Source organism: Rahnella sp. JUb53 (assembly GCF_004346065.1).
Taxonomy (GTDB): domain Bacteria; phylum Pseudomonadota; class Gammaproteobacteria; order Enterobacterales; family Enterobacteriaceae; genus Rahnella; species Rahnella variigena.
In genome coordinates this window covers 103,931-118,359 of record NZ_SLYT01000007.1, presented here as the reverse complement: position 1 = coordinate 118,359, position 14,429 = coordinate 103,931, and the positions used below count along the sequence as shown (strand labels likewise).

The 14,429-nt window shown below is 53.1% G+C and carries 11 protein-coding genes; 4 read left to right on the top strand and 7 right to left on the bottom strand.

Translation table 11 applies throughout. The annotated features are described in order from the left end of the window. Window positions 1-124 precede the first annotated feature (124 nt). The 7 genes from yhdP to csrD form a co-directional block, all read right to left on the bottom strand. Window positions 125-3,961 (bottom strand): AsmA2 domain-containing protein YhdP, encoded by a 3,837-nt coding sequence (gene yhdP / locus EC840_RS17035; RefSeq protein WP_132966289.1) that lies wholly within the window; start codon window positions 3,959-3,961, stop codon window positions 125-127. Between the two features lie 97 nt (window positions 3,962-4,058). Continuing rightward, a complete protein-coding gene (gene rng, locus EC840_RS17030) occupies window positions 4,059-5,528 on the bottom strand; it encodes a ribonuclease G (protein WP_112290421.1) in 1,470 nt (489 codons plus the stop codon). Continuing rightward, window positions 5,518-6,111, bottom strand: a complete 594-nt coding sequence (locus EC840_RS17025; protein ID WP_112290419.1) for a nucleoside triphosphate pyrophosphatase — start codon at window positions 6,109-6,111, stop codon at window positions 5,518-5,520. Before EC840_RS17025 ends, rng begins: the two co-directional genes overlap by 11 nt. Window positions 6,112-6,118: 7 nt before the next feature. Continuing rightward, window positions 6,119-6,607: a rod shape-determining protein MreD gene (gene mreD / locus EC840_RS17020; RefSeq protein WP_132966287.1), complete on the bottom strand. Its 489-nt coding sequence runs from the start codon at window positions 6,605-6,607 to the stop codon at window positions 6,119-6,121. Continuing rightward, window positions 6,604-7,611 carry a rod shape-determining protein MreC gene (gene mreC / locus EC840_RS17015; protein WP_112290416.1) on the bottom strand — a complete coding sequence of 336 codons (1,008 nt, stop codon included), beginning with the start codon at window positions 7,609-7,611 and terminating at the stop codon, window positions 6,604-6,606. Before mreC ends, mreD begins: the two co-directional genes overlap by 4 nt. Before the next feature lie 275 nt (window positions 7,612-7,886). After that, window positions 7,887-8,930 (bottom strand): rod shape-determining protein MreB, encoded by a 1,044-nt coding sequence (mreB, locus tag EC840_RS17010; RefSeq protein WP_013577291.1) that lies wholly within the window; start codon window positions 8,928-8,930, stop codon window positions 7,887-7,889. Window positions 8,931-9,285: 355 nt separating this feature from the next. Beyond that, window positions 9,286-11,220 (bottom strand): RNase E specificity factor CsrD, encoded by a 1,935-nt coding sequence (gene csrD, locus EC840_RS17005; protein WP_112290414.1) that lies wholly within the window; start codon window positions 11,218-11,220, stop codon window positions 9,286-9,288. Between the two features lie 388 nt (window positions 11,221-11,608). Here csrD and msrP point away from each other — a divergent pair, with 388 nt between their 5' ends. The 4 genes from msrP (at window position 11,609) to accB (ending at window position 14,423) form a co-directional block, all read left to right on the top strand. Further along, window positions 11,609-12,610 carry a protein-methionine-sulfoxide reductase catalytic subunit MsrP gene (gene msrP / locus EC840_RS17000; RefSeq protein WP_112290413.1) on the top strand — a complete coding sequence of 334 codons (1,002 nt, stop codon included), beginning with the start codon at window positions 11,609-11,611 and terminating at the stop codon, window positions 12,608-12,610. A gap of 19 nt (window positions 12,611-12,629) precedes the next feature. Then, complete coding sequence (msrQ, locus tag EC840_RS16995; protein WP_112290411.1) at window positions 12,630-13,232, top strand: protein-methionine-sulfoxide reductase heme-binding subunit MsrQ; 603 nt, start codon at window positions 12,630-12,632, stop codon at window positions 13,230-13,232. 241 nt (window positions 13,233-13,473) lie between these two features. Beyond that, window positions 13,474-13,926, top strand: a complete 453-nt coding sequence (aroQ, locus tag EC840_RS16990; RefSeq protein ID WP_013577295.1) for a type II 3-dehydroquinate dehydratase — start codon at window positions 13,474-13,476, stop codon at window positions 13,924-13,926. Window positions 13,927-13,958: 32 nt separating this feature from the next. Beyond that, the gene (accB, locus tag EC840_RS16985; protein WP_013577296.1) at window positions 13,959-14,423 is read left to right on the top strand and encodes an acetyl-CoA carboxylase biotin carboxyl carrier protein; all 465 of its coding nucleotides are present in this window, start codon (window positions 13,959-13,961) and stop codon (window positions 14,421-14,423) included. Window positions 14,424-14,429: the final 6 nt, after the last annotated feature.

Sequence of the window (14,429 nt, the reverse complement as noted above, 5' to 3'; positions counted from 1 at the left end):
TAGACGAAAATCCGGCGGGCTGAGCGTTATAAAAACGTCAACCCGCCGGACAATCCATTGTTACAAGGTTATTTACAGCCTAACACAGCCCGAACGAGGTTTCCTGCCACCTTCGCCGGTGACATTACTGAGCGGCAGCGGCTTTTGGATGTTCTACCGGTTTACGCAGAATTTCGTTGATGTGTGGATCTGCGATAGTGCCGCTAATCTGATAGCGAATCAGCGAAATTTTATTCCACAGCGGCGCCAGCACTTTACTGGCAGCAAATACCGCCACGCCCACCACCGGGTTGATGACGAAGGCGGTGGCCACGCCGACGGTCGCTGAGATTTCAGGCGCGATAACCGCTTCCAGATCGAGGCGCTGATTAACAAAATTCACCTGACCGGTAATGGCAATATCCGCTTCCAGACCATCAACCAGCAAGTCATCGGTATGCAATACGCCGTCTTTAATCCAGGCGGTGGATTTGATCGAATCGAAATAGAATCCCTGACCGAAGGTATCACTGAAATCGAGGCGCAGTTTACGCAGCAAGGCGTCGAAACTGACCAGACGCAGCAATTGCCCGGCCCGGCCGGTGCCGACATCAGCGATTTCGCCTTTGCCCAGCGTGTTTTTCAGCGTGCCGTTGAGCGTGCTGATATCCGGTTTCCACGGCACGGATTTCCAGTGCAGGTCGAAGTTAATGTCGAACGGCGCGCCTTTCAGTGGCGTGGTCACACCAAAGAATGACATCGCCTGTTCAATGTTTTTACCCGCCAGTTTGCCTTTCAGGCCGGTACTTTCGCCCTGTGCGTTCTGCTTCCAGTCGCCCTGAACGTTGAGGCGCGCTACGCCGGTGTCGATCAGGCCGTTGCGCAGCATCAGCTGATCGCCCTGCGGGGTGAGATCGGCGTTCACTTTGCGGAAGTTCTGTCCGAGGAACCAGCAGGCCTGGCAACGCAGTTGCAGCGCAGGCCAGTTAGCGAAGGAAATCTTACTGGTCGCGAACGGATTTCCGCCCGGCTGACCGCTGCTGGTAACATCAGCCACGGTCCATTGCGGATTGAAATACACATATTTCAGGTTCGCCAGCCACGGTCCGTTGTCATTCATATTCAGCTGACCATCAATTTCTTTGCCTTTGGCGATGATTTCCATTCCCTGACGCCCCTGCACCGAAGTCAGGGCCAGATCATTCCACACCTGTCCACCCAGCGTCAGTGCTGGCGTAGTCAGGGTTATCTGATGCGGGAAGCTGAAACCGGCCATTTTGCTGCTGTTGCCCCGGGTGCTTTGCGCCGCTTTATCCGGCGAGAGCAGGCCCAGCCAGTTTTCGCCATCCAGCGGCGGCAGATTAAGTGTCAGGCTGCTGTCTGCCGGCAGGGGTGGCGTTTTCTTCGCGTTAGCCTGCCAGGATGCGCGATCCAGTTTCAGCTGTTTGCCCAGCAGCCAGCGGCTGTTGAAGCGGTCTTTTCCGGCCAGTACGCCTTCCAGATTAAAACTGTGCAGATCGCCTTTCACATTGACCACCAGCGGCATTGCGTGCCCGGCCTTTTTGCTCAGCGGATCGGGTAAGTGACTGCTCACATCTTTCAGGTCGGCGTTCACATCGACGGTATAAGTCGGAGTGCCTTTGTGCGGCAGCGTGATATTCACATCGCCTTTCCACGGTGTACCGCCAGAAATTTTGCTGGCTACCGCGGCCGGCAGACCCGGGATTTTTGCCAGCTGCCAGTTAGCATCCAGACCAACCTGCACCTTAAAGTCATCCGCCAGTTCCTGCGTGCTGAACATCACATTTACCGGCTGGCCGAACCATTCACCGGTAAGACGGTTACTTTGCAGGTTGCCGTTGTCATAGCTGAACTGACCGCTGAGATGGCTGATTTTGCTGTCCAGCGGTTTAATAAACAGACTGTTGTCTTTTAACGTTACCCCGCCTGAGGCACGAACCATCTCACCATCCAGCGGAATATCCAGATGTAAGCGACCATTCACTTCGCCGCCAATCTGCAATTCCTGTAGCGCCGAACCCAGCGAATCATGCAGCGGCGTACCCATGAAGTAGTCGCCGATATCTTTGCCCTGACCGCGCAGGTCGGCATCGATAAACAGCTTTTCTTTCAGGTAATCAGGAATATTGGCGACCACATTGTTGCCATCAACATTGCCCAGTCTGGTGTGCGCGGCTTTCATAAACAGGCCGTCATTGAGGAAATCGAGATCAATATCCAGATCAGTCAGTGCCGGCCAGCCTGGCTGGAATTCGAAAGTTGAGTGGCGCAAAGGCACCCAAACTTCAAACTGCCCTTCGTTCTTTTTGAACGGGAAATCATGCGGATTGCCGTTGAACGTTAACGTCGCGTTATCGACCTGACCGGCCTTTATGGCACCGCTCAGATAATCCACCAGATGTTTACCCATCAGCGGCTCAGGGAAATAGCGCCACGCCTGTCCGGCGTCATATAAACGGATACCCGCCAGAATATTCAGCCACGGCTCGCCTTTAACGGGCTGGTGGTAACGGAAGTCGCCTTTCGCCCACAACGCGTTAGCCTGGACGTCCACATCTTTGCCCGACAGCGCCCAGCCGTCCTGAGTGTTAGTCCAGTTAAATGTCCCGGTCGCGGCGCCTATCTCCAGCGGCGCACGGAACATGTCGCCATAAGGTAAGACGCTGTCTTTGAGATTCACCGCCAGCTGGCCGCCCGCCACGCTGCCTTTGAGGCTGCCGCTGAAATGACTGACGCCCGGCAGCATCTTCCAGAGCTGCCAGCTGACATCGTGCCAGCTTGCATCAAAGCGGGTCTGATCCGGCTGTTTGATCGGGATATCCAGCGCAAGCCTGTCGACGTTACCGGCAGGTTTTAAATCCTGCCAGCGTTCCAGCAAGGCGGGCGTCAGGAATGAGAAGGTCGGGATCACCGGTCCTAAACGTTCGAGTTGCAGATTGGCGCCACGGATACGCAATTCTTCGCCCTGCGAGGGGCCGAGGAAATCATTATTTTCAGGCAGATAAAGCGCTTCAAGGCGACCTTTTGGCCACGCGACGCCATCCGTTTTCAGATTCAGTTGCTGCGTGCCGACCTGCCAGCCATTTCCCTGACGGCTGCCGTGCAAGGTGAGATTATCAACATCGAGGCGGTGCTCATCGTCACCGGTTTTCCAGGTGGCGGACCCCGTTTTCAGCAGCGCATCACCGGCATAAATATCGCCATTGTGGACTGTGAGCCATGCCGCCAGGCTAAAGTTAGCGCTTTCCAGACCGGTGTTACTGCGCAGCCACCGGCTGAACCACGGTTTCATATCAATATCATCGGCTTGCATATAAATCTTGCCGTTATTGAGCAGACCGTTTGAGTCGTTGAGATCCATACGCAGTTGCACAACGCCGTGCTGACCGTTAAAGCTCGAGAGGCTGAGCTGCCCTTCGGCGCGGTGGCGGTTACGGCTGTTCAGCCAGGTGAGCTGGGGAATATCGAATTCGGCACGCGAACCGGAAGGCGTAGGGAACGTAATGCGGCTGTTGCGCAGGTCAAAATGGTCAACCTGACGCAGAAAAATATCGCTGACACGACCGGGCTTGATGCCGTTGCCTTTATTGGCCTCGCCACCGAGCGGGGTGTTTAAATCCAGTTGCAGGTTATAGAAAGTGAGATCGCGAAACTGCCAGCGAAAATGCAGCAGTGATTGCCAGACGTCCAGCGCCATCGTGATGCGCTGAACCCGCCATTTGGCCTCGGGTAATGTGACCTGAAGACCACGGACTTCCATGATCGGGCCAAAGGTTTTCCAGCTGGCGCTGATTTGCGACAGTTCAATCGGTACGCCGGTGACCGCCTCTACTTTCCCGACCAGTTGATCCTGAAAGCGGCTAAGCTGCGGCAATGCGAGACGCAAGCCGCTGATCACCAAAGCCACTATCACGACAAGGGTTGCGCTGGTGGTTAATAAAATACCGGGCAGTCGCCTCAAACCTCTCTCCTTGTTTTCCATTCCATGCTGGTTTCACCCGCACAGACGGCAATGGAAACCTTTAACACCCAGATGCTTCAAGCCAGTCATCCGCAGATCACATCATGACGACGTCGAACTGTTCCTGACTGTAGAGCGGCTCAATCTGCACCTTAACCTGCTTACCGACGAAGATTTCCACTTCGGCCAGCGCATGGGATTCTTCTCCCTTGAGGGCTTCCCCCACGGCAGCAGACGCGTAAACCAGGAAACGGTCGGAATCGTAGGCATGATGCACACGTACGATCTCACGCAGAATTTCATAGCAGACGGTTTCAACGGTTTTCACCGTACCGCGTGCATGGCATGTCGGACAGTCGCTGCACAGAACATGCTCGACGCTTTCACGCGTACGCTTACGGGTCATTTCCACCAGACCGAGCGCAGAGAAACCGTGAATGCCGGTCTTCACGCGGTCTTTCGCCAGCGCCTGCTCGAGGCTGTGCAATACGCGACGGCGGTGATCTTCATTCGACATATCAATGAAGTCGATGATGATAATGCCGCCGAGATTGCGCAGACGCAGCTGACGGGCAATCGCCTGTGTCGCTTCAGTATTGGTGTTAAAAATAGTGTCTTCGAGATTGCGATGGCCGACAAACGCACCGGTATTGATATCCACGGTGGTCATGGCTTCGGTCTGATCGATAATCAGGTAGCCGCCGGATTTGAGTTCCACCTTGCGCTCCAGCGCACGCTGGATTTCATTCTCAACATCGAACAAATCGAAAATAGGTTGCTTGCCGCTGTAATGCTCCAGCTTGCTGGTCATTTCAGGCATGTATTCGCTGGTGAATTCCACCAGCAATTCGTAGGTCAGACGGGAGTCAACGCGGATACGATCCAGCGCTTCACCGGCAAAATCACGTAAAACGCGATGCGCCAGCGCCAGTTCGCCATACAACTTGCACTTGGTTTTGTTGCGACGTTTACGCTCCATCACCTTAGTCCACAAGCGTTTTAAGTAGGCGGCATCCTGCTTAAGTTCTTCTTCGCCCACGCCTTCGGCGGCGGTACGAATAATGTAACCACCGTGCTCGTCGCAATATTCGGAGACGATACGTTTCAGACGGTCGCGTTCCGCCTCGCTTTCAATACGCTGGGAAACCCCAACGTGAGAAGCCCCGGGCATGAACACCAGATAGCGGGAAGGCAACGTAATGTCAGTCGTCAGGCGCGCGCCTTTGGTGCCAAGCGGGTCTTTCACCACCTGCACCATCAGATCCTGGCCCTGATGCACCAGCTCTGCGATATCACGCACATGGAAATTTTTCTGCTCGTCACGCGCCACACATTCGGTGTGAGGCATGATGTCTGAAGCGTGTAAGAACGCTGCTTTCTCAAGGCCGATATCCACGAATGCTGCCTGCATACCTGGCAGAACCCGGCTGATACGTCCTTTATAAATATTGCCGGCAATCCCGCGTTTGGTCTCACGCTCAATATGGATTTCCTGCAGAATGCCACCGTCAATGTAGGCCACGCGGGTTTCAGACGGGGTGACATTGACCAGTAATTCAGCTGTCATGTTTTCTCCTAAGCTCGCGTAAGGCAGAAAATTCATTTAGCAGTTCCTGAGTTTCCACCAAAGGAAGACCCACAACTGCATAGTAACTGCCGCGAATTTCACGGACGAAACAACCGCCCTTTCCCTGAATACCATAAGCGCCCGCTTTATCCATGGGCTCACCGCTCAGAATATAGTGTGCAATGTCGTCGGAGGATAGTGAACGGAAAGTGACATCTGTCACAACCAACGTATTGAGACAATCCTGCCGGTCGGCAAACGCAATCGCGGTCATCACCTGATGCTGTCTCCCAGACAATGCATTAAGCATAACAGCGGCTTGCGCTTCGTCACGTGGCTTTTCCAACACATTACCGTCAAGTACCACAATCGTATCTGCGCCCAGCACCGGCAAATCTTCTGCTGCTACCGCCACACCGGCCTGCGCCTTGTCTTTCGCCAGCCGCAAAACATAATCTTGCGGCGCTTCGCCGGGCTGACGTTCTTCTGCCACGTCCGTAGACAGGCGCTCGAAAGGCAACTCCAGCAACGTCAGTAATTCACGGCGGCGCGGTGACCCGGAGGCCAGATAAAGTGCGGTCATAACATCCTCATTGCACGGCAAACTGACGACGAATTTTACGCATCAGCAGGAACAGCCATGGCCACAGAATACCGTCAACCACACTACTCCAGAAAACTTCAGGCCGGAACGAAACGTTAACGACCAGGAATTCACCCCAGAACACCATCACGTCCACGGCCAGTGAAAGCACCATGACAATCAGCGCCTGTTGCCATAGCGCCAGATTACGGAATAACTGGAATTTGAACGCGACCAGATAGGCGGTGATAGCAAATGCCAGCGCCCGGATGCCGAGCGTCGATCCCAGGATCAAGTCCATGATGAAGCCGACAATAAAACCGGTACCCACGTTGACGCGATGCGGTAACGCCATCACCCAGTAAATCAGGATCAGCATCAGCCATGACGGCCTGAACATGTAAATTTGTTCCGGCCACGGCATGACCTGCAACAGCATGGCTATTAAGAAGGATAGCCAAATAATCCAACGCCCGTGGCTCCGGTAACTGTTCATCGTGTCGCTCCCTGAACAGCAGGGGTGCTGACAGGCGCGGTCACCGTACCGGTAGCCGGTGGTGGAACCGGTGCAGGAGGCCCCATATCACCCGGAGGTGGCAGGACTTGCGGCATCATTTGCATCAGACGTTCGTTGGCGACGCGATGGACTTCGTCAGGCGGCAGAGGATGTTCACCATTACGGTCGGAACCCCATAACAGCAGCAAATAACGCAGACGTTGCAGACCGGCGGTCGGACGCGCCTGAATCACGGTATACGCACGCTGGTTGTCCACTTTAACAGAGGACACCACACCCACCGGATAGCCTTCAGGGAAGCGGCCGCCAAGACCTGACGTGACCAGCACATCGCCGACACGAATGTCGGTATTGCTTGGCAGATGCTCGAGTTGCAGGTCATCGGCACAGCCGCTACCGGCTGCAATCACGCGGATGTCGTTACGCAGCACCTGAATCGGTAATGCGTGCGACGCATCGCAAATCAGCAATACGCGGCTGGTCAGAGCGGCAACGGCAACAACCTGACCGACAACACCTTTGTCGCTGATCACCGGTTGCCCGATATAGACGCCATTGTTGCTGCCTTTGTCGATCACCACCTGATCACTGTACGGATCGTTGCTGGTAGAAAGAACCTGCGTCACCATCTTGTGCTCGTCCTGACGCAACGGCGACCCTAACAGTTCGCGCAGACGGGCGTTTTCTTGTTTGTATTGGCCAAGCAGCATCAGGTCGCTGTTTTTCAGCAACAGTTCCTGACGCAAAGCGCGGTTTTCGAGCTCCATCTGACCACGAGTGGCAAATGTTGAAGAGACCTGATCTAAGAATTCACGCGGGGCATTGGACAAAAAATAGAAGGGACTGACGGCAGTATCCATATAGGTGCGAATTTTAACAAACGTACCTATTTTACTGTCGGCAACAATCAGGACAATGGCCGTGAGAATAGCCAAAAAAAGTCGCAGTTGCAGGGAAGGTCCCCTGCTAAAAATTGGCTTCATAAAATATGCGAGTTCCTCGGCAACAGAAGGTTTCAGCCAGTCGAAGTAAAGACTTCCCCTGACAGAAAAGGCGGCAATCTCATGGGATAGACAAAACACCGGCAAAGCGTTTATCGCTCAGCCAGTGTTTGCGCGGATCCACATTGAACACTGCACACTTCACGTTGCAGGTTTTACCTGACGGACAACCACCTTCCCGGGCAGACTGATTTTGTTCACTACGACAAGGCTTGCTGACAACAAGCCCTGCCCAAAACCACAAGTCTTCGCTCAGATTACTCTTCGCTGAATAAGTCGCCGCCGTGCATGTCGATCATTTCTAATGCTTTACCACCGCCGCGGGCTACGCAAGTCAGCGGATCTTCTGCGACGACAACCGGAATACCGGTTTCTTCCATCAGCAGACGATCCAGGTTACGCAGTAATGCGCCACCGCCGGTCAGCACCATGCCGCGCTCGGAAATATCAGAAGCCAGTTCTGGCGGACACTGTTCCAGTGCAACCATCACGGCGCTGACGATACCGGTCAGCGGTTCCTGCAGGGCTTCCAGGATTTCGTTGGAGTTCAGCGTGAAGCCACGTGGAACACCTTCAGCCAGGTTACGGCCACGAACTTCGATTTCGTGCACTTCATCGCCAGGATAAGCAGAACCAATGCTGTGCTTAATACGTTCGGCAGTCGCTTCACCAATCAGTGAACCGTAGTTACGACGAACGTAGTTAATGATAGCTTCGTCGAAACGGTCACCACCAATACGTACAGAAGAGGAATACACCACGCCGTTAAGGGAGATCACCGCAACTTCCGTCGTACCACCACCGATATCCACCACCATTGAACCGGTCGCTTCAGATACTGGCAGGCCTGCACCGATTGCCGCAGCCATCGGTTCTTCAATTAGGAACACTTCACGCGCGCCTGCACCTTGTGCAGATTCACGGATAGCACGGCGTTCAACTTGCGTTGCACCGACTGGCACACACACCAGCACGCGCGGACTTGGGCGCATGAAGCTGTTGCTGTGAACTTGCTTGATGAAGTGTTGCAGCATTTTCTCAGTCACGAAGAAATCGGCGATAACGCCGTCTTTCATTGGACGAATGGCTGCGATATTGCCAGGAGTACGACCCAGCATCTGTTTAGCGTCGTGACCAACAGCAGCAACGCTTTTAGGTGAACCAGCACGATCCTGACGAATAGCCACTACAGATGGCTCATTCAACACGATGCCTTGTCCTTTTACATAGATAAGGGTATTGGCGGTACCCAGGTCGATGGACAAGTCGTTGGAAAACATGCCACGAAATTTCTTAAACATAACGAAAGGATAATCCTGCAAGCTGGGGGCGGAAAATAAAATCCGCCTACTTTACCAACCACGCGAAGCAGCGACAAGGCGCAAAAACGTCCTGCTTCCGTGAAAATTGTCAGCGATGTCGCCATTCACTTGTTGTTACTTTTTGAGGCTGATGGCACTGCGAAATAATTCTTTATCGCAGGCTCGGTTTACCTCGGGCAGGCACCCAGGCGAAGTAGCAACACCGCACATAAATTCTTACACTTTTACCGAAATTTTCCGCTCATCTGCGGCCTGATAATAAGCACCGGAGGCCAGGCAAGGGAGTCGGTCAAAAGCTGGCTCATTCTACGTTAAATAATCCCATAACGGTCACTTAAACATCGCGGTTATGTGAATATTTTTTACCGACCGGGTCAACAGGCTCCGGCACAGCAAATAAATCGCCCTGACCGCCGTGGATCCCACTTTTCAGCAGGACGGCCCACTCCTCTTTTGTCCTCACTCCGGAGGCAAAAACCAGGGCCTGAGTTCCTTCACATGCACTGAGCAAACTTTGTACAAAAAGCTGATTTTCCACCCTTTTATCAATATCGCGCACTAATCCCGGGTGAAGCTTGACTCTCTCCACCGGGAAAGTTTTCAGATAAGAGGTGCTGACGACCGACAATCCTGCCTGCGTCACGGCCAGACGACAGCCTAAACCTTGCAATAGCCTGATAGCCGGACGCAGCCGGTCGGTATGTTGACAGAGATCTGCCTCTGCAAGTTCAATCAAAATTCGATTTCGTTGGGTTCTTTCGCACTGAAGCAACGTATCGCGCAGCCAGCGAACAAACGAGCGCTGCAATAATGAATCAACCGTCAGGTGAAATGCCAACGTTTCATCCGGCCAGCGGTTAAGTAACGGAATAATCTGACTTAACATGACCCGGTCAAAGCTCTGAGACAGGCCAAACTGAACCACCAGAGGAATAAATTCTGCGGCCAGCAGTTCCTGTTCTCCGTCAAAGACGCGACGCTGCACTTCCCGGTGGTCAAGCTTGCCGCCTTTTGAGAATGACGGTTTCTGGTATAAACGCGGGCCGCCACGCGCCAGGGTATTCTCCAGCAAAGTCCGCCAGCGCACGCTTCCCCGGCCCTTTTCCGGCACGTTTTTATCGTAGATAAACCAGCTGTTACTTCCCTGGAACGCCGCGTGACGGGTGGCCTGCTCAACCATATCCATGACCTGATCCGGCGTCTGCCCGAAACGGTACGCACTGATGCCGATGTACATCAGTGCGTCGCGGTCGATCAGCGAAGACGTCGGCAACACGCCCAGCGCATTCACCAGCTGGGCCGCCATCACTTCCGCTTCTTTCAGGGTGCGATGCGGCAGCAGCACCGCAAAATCACTGTGGAAATAGCGGGCCAGTAAAGCGTCAACGTGGCGCATAACAAACGTCGATAATAAATTCACCATCGCCGAACGTAGTTCTTCAACCACCGCCTGACCGTGGGTCTCGCGCATCATATCGAAATCAGGTAAACGCAGCAGCATCACCACGCCATGCGCGCCCTTTTCTTCCAGCTGTGTGGCGAGCTGGTTATCAAAGAACAGGCGGTTACTCAGCCCGGTTTGTGCGTCCTGCTGCGCATACGCGCGTATCAGCGTGTCCACGCGGCTACGCTGTTCACGGGCTTCGTTCAGGTCAGTCAGCAACACATCGATAGCACTGCTGGCAGAATGAGGCCATTCACCAACATCACCGGTCAGACCCTCGCGTTCTCCGCGTAAAATGCGCACTGCGCGGTCTTCCAGTTTTTCCACGCCATCGGTTTCCTGACGCAGCCAGCGGAAACTGAGCATCAGCATGCCCAGCATCACCAGAATGGCGAGACCAATCGCAAATGTTGAGCGCAGGGAGCGGATATAAGTGCTGATCGGATCGATATAGGACATCTGCAGAGACATCGCATGGTTCTGCATCAGCGGGAAAATTGCCGTCTCGAATTCAGGGATTACGCTGTCCCAGGAACGGCGTAAATTAGGCTTTTCATGATACTCATAAACAGTGGTGTTATTGAGTTTGAGCTCAACATCCGTGATATCAAGCATGCGCATCGCCGGTGGCATCCAGCGTTCGGCTTCCGCAGGGGTATGGGTCAGAAGCGCCTGATCATAGGTCGCCGCCAGCGCCTGAAGATGTTGCTCTGTACTTTGTTTATTGAGATAGAGAAAACTGAAAGTGACGCCCAGCAACATCAACAGCATTGCCAGCGCGACTAACATCGAAATCAGTGCCGATAGTCTGGTAGTAAATCGCATCCCTGTGCCTTACTCGCTACGGTTAGGTGAACACAAACCCGTTGTCTGAGCCTGCTGCGTAAAAACGCCGCTACTATAAAACAGAAAAAGGGAGGGACTGGAGAAATTTACGAAAAAGGATTACTCGCATATTTCGTTATTTCTGCCACATCGGGCACCATTTCATTCCTTTATCAGGCCGAAAAGTGCCCTTTGCATACATTGATAGCATAGCAACGCAAAAAACAATCAATTCAGAATTCTTATGCAAATGGATAAAAATCAGCCAAAGGCGTTTTTTTAAAATCGGGTATTTGCAGGGTTCATCTCGCAAAACCCCCAATTTCACGCCATGCTCTGTCTATAACCATAAAAATGAACCATATAAAAGAGAATGCCGGAGAATGCTATGTTCAAACCCCGCAAACTAACGGAAGCCGATGTCACACCCGAAGACATCTTCCATGACCGGCGCAAAGTATTACAGGCGCTGGGTATCAGTGCGGCGGCACTGGCCATCCCGCAAGATGCCCGGGCTGATCTGCTTTCCTGGTTTAAAGGCCATGACCGCCCGTCCGCACCTGCGGGCAAGCCGCTGGATTTCACCAAACCAGCCGCATACCAGAATGATCTGCCGCTGACACCGGAAGATAAGGTGTCCGGCTATAACAATTTCTATGAATTCGGACTGGATAAAGCGGATCCGGCAGCGAATGCCGGGCAACTGGTCACATCGCCATGGACGTTAAAAATTGAAGGTGAAGTCGCTAAACCGATGACACTGGATATGGACGACATTATGAAGCGTTTCCCGCTCGAGCAGCGGATCTACCGCATGCGTTGCGTCGAAGCCTGGTCAATGGTGGTGCCGTGGGTCGGATTCCAGCTCAGTGAAATACTCAAACTCGCCGAGCCGACCAGCAATGCGCGTTATGTCGCGTTTACCACCTTATATGACCCTGAGCATATGCCGGGGCAAAAAGACCGGTTTATCGGCGGCGGGCTGAATTACCCGTACGTTGAAGGATTGCGTATAGATGAAGCGATGAACCCGCTGGCGATGATGACGGTCGGCGTGTATGGCAAGGCACTTCCGCCGCAAAACGGCGCGCCCATCCGCCTGACCATTCCGTGGAAGTACGGCTTCAAGGGGATTAAATCCATCGTGAACATCAAATTCACCAAAGATGAGCCGCCGACCACCTGGAACCAGATTGCCTCGAATGAATACGGATTTTACGCCAATGTGAACCCGCAAGTTGATCACCCGCGCTGGTCGCAGGCGACGGAGCGATTTATCGGTTCGGGCGGATTGCTCGACGTGCAGCGTCAGCCCACCTTATTGTTCAACGGTTATGCCGAACAGGTGGCGTCGATGTATCACGGTATGGACTTGCGTAAGTTCTATTAAGGAAGGGGAAGCTTCACCTATGCGTCGTTTAAGCCCTGCAAATATTACCTGGCTGAAGGTGATCATCTATCTTTGCGCTATTTTGCCTTTTTTCTGGATTGTGCTTTCGATTAATCAGGGCTGGTTCAGCGCCGATCCCGCCAAAGATATTCAGCATTTTACCGGTAGGATGACTCTGAAATTTTTACTGGTCACTCTGCTGGTTACGCCTGTCGCACGTTACGGAAAACAGCCGCTGCTGATCCGCACCCGTCGTTTGCTGGGTTTATGGTGTTTCGCGTGGGGAACGCTGCATCTTCTCAGCTATTCCTTCCTTGAACTGGGCATCAGTAATCTTCGCCTGCTCGGCAGTGAACTGATATCACGTCCGTATCTGACGCTCGGTATCATCTGCTGGGTTCTCCTGCTGGCACTGGCCTGCACTTCTCCCATGTGGGCACAGCGCAAATTGGGGTCAAAATGGCAGAAGTTGCACAATTTCATTTATCTGATCGCGGTACTTGCGCCGATCCACTACCTTTGGTCGGTAAAAGTGTTATCGCCGCAACCCGTCATTTACGCATTACTGGCGGTCATCTTGTTGGCATTTCGTTATAAAAAATTCCGCCAGTGGCTGCGATAAGCGGTGGAACTTTTCTGTGTTCTGCCCCTCATAATTCCGGCAATCACACTCACATTCTCCGGGCGAGGGTTGATTATCTTCGCTGATAAGACCAGTATTTAGCTGCGAATTGCCACGATATCATTATAATGCCCGACCTCATGCCGAAGAGACGGGCCGATTTGCCGCGAAATAGGTGACAAATCGGTGACATCAGGGTATTTTCTACAATCTTTGTCTAATTGCCGGAGATAGGCTCACAATGGCGCATAAGTTTGACATTTTGCTACTGAACGGTCCTAACCTGAATTTGTTAGGCACCCGTGAGCCTGAAACGTACGGACACACCACGCTCAACGATATTGTTAAAGGTTTGGAAGTTCAGGCTGCTGCTGCTGATGTAGCACTCAGCCATCTGCAATCCAACGCAGAACATGTCCTGATTGAACGCATTCATCAGGCACGCGGAAACGTCGATTTTATTCTGATCAATCCCGCGGCCTTTACCCATACCAGCGTGGCGCTGCGCGATGCATTACTGGGGGTGTCGATTCCGTTTATCGAGATCCATCTGTCGAATGTACATGCCCGCGAAGCGTTCCGGCATCATTCCTATCTTTCCGACATCGCAGTGGGCGTTATTTGCGGACTTGGCGCAGATGGCTACCACTTTGCATTACAGGCAGCGGTTAATCGCTTGTCAAAAACCCACTAATTTCTACGCAAAAAGAGTACGGAATCACACCCATGGATATTCGTAAAATTAAAAAACTGATCGAACTGGTTGAAGAATCAGGCATTTCTGAACTGGAAATTTCTGAAGGCGAAGAATCAGTACGTATCAGCCGTGCTGCACCTGCGCAGGCTTATCCAATGATGCAACAGGCTTATGCTATGCCTGTACAACAACAGCCAGGTCTGGCTGCTGCGGTCGCGCCAGCTGCTGCGCCTGCAGAAGCGGCTCCGGCTGCCATCAGCGGTCATATCGTTCGCTCACCGATGGTAGGTACCTTCTACCGTACGCCAAGCCCGGACGCTAAAGCCTTCATCGAAGTGGGTCAGAAAGTGAACGCTGGCGATACCCTGTGTATCGTTGAAGCGATGAAAATGATGAACCAAATCGAAGCAGACAAATCCGGTGTTGTTAAAGCAATTCTGGTAGAAAGCGGCCAACCGGTTGAGTTCGACGAGCCGCTGGTCGTCATCGAATAACGAGGC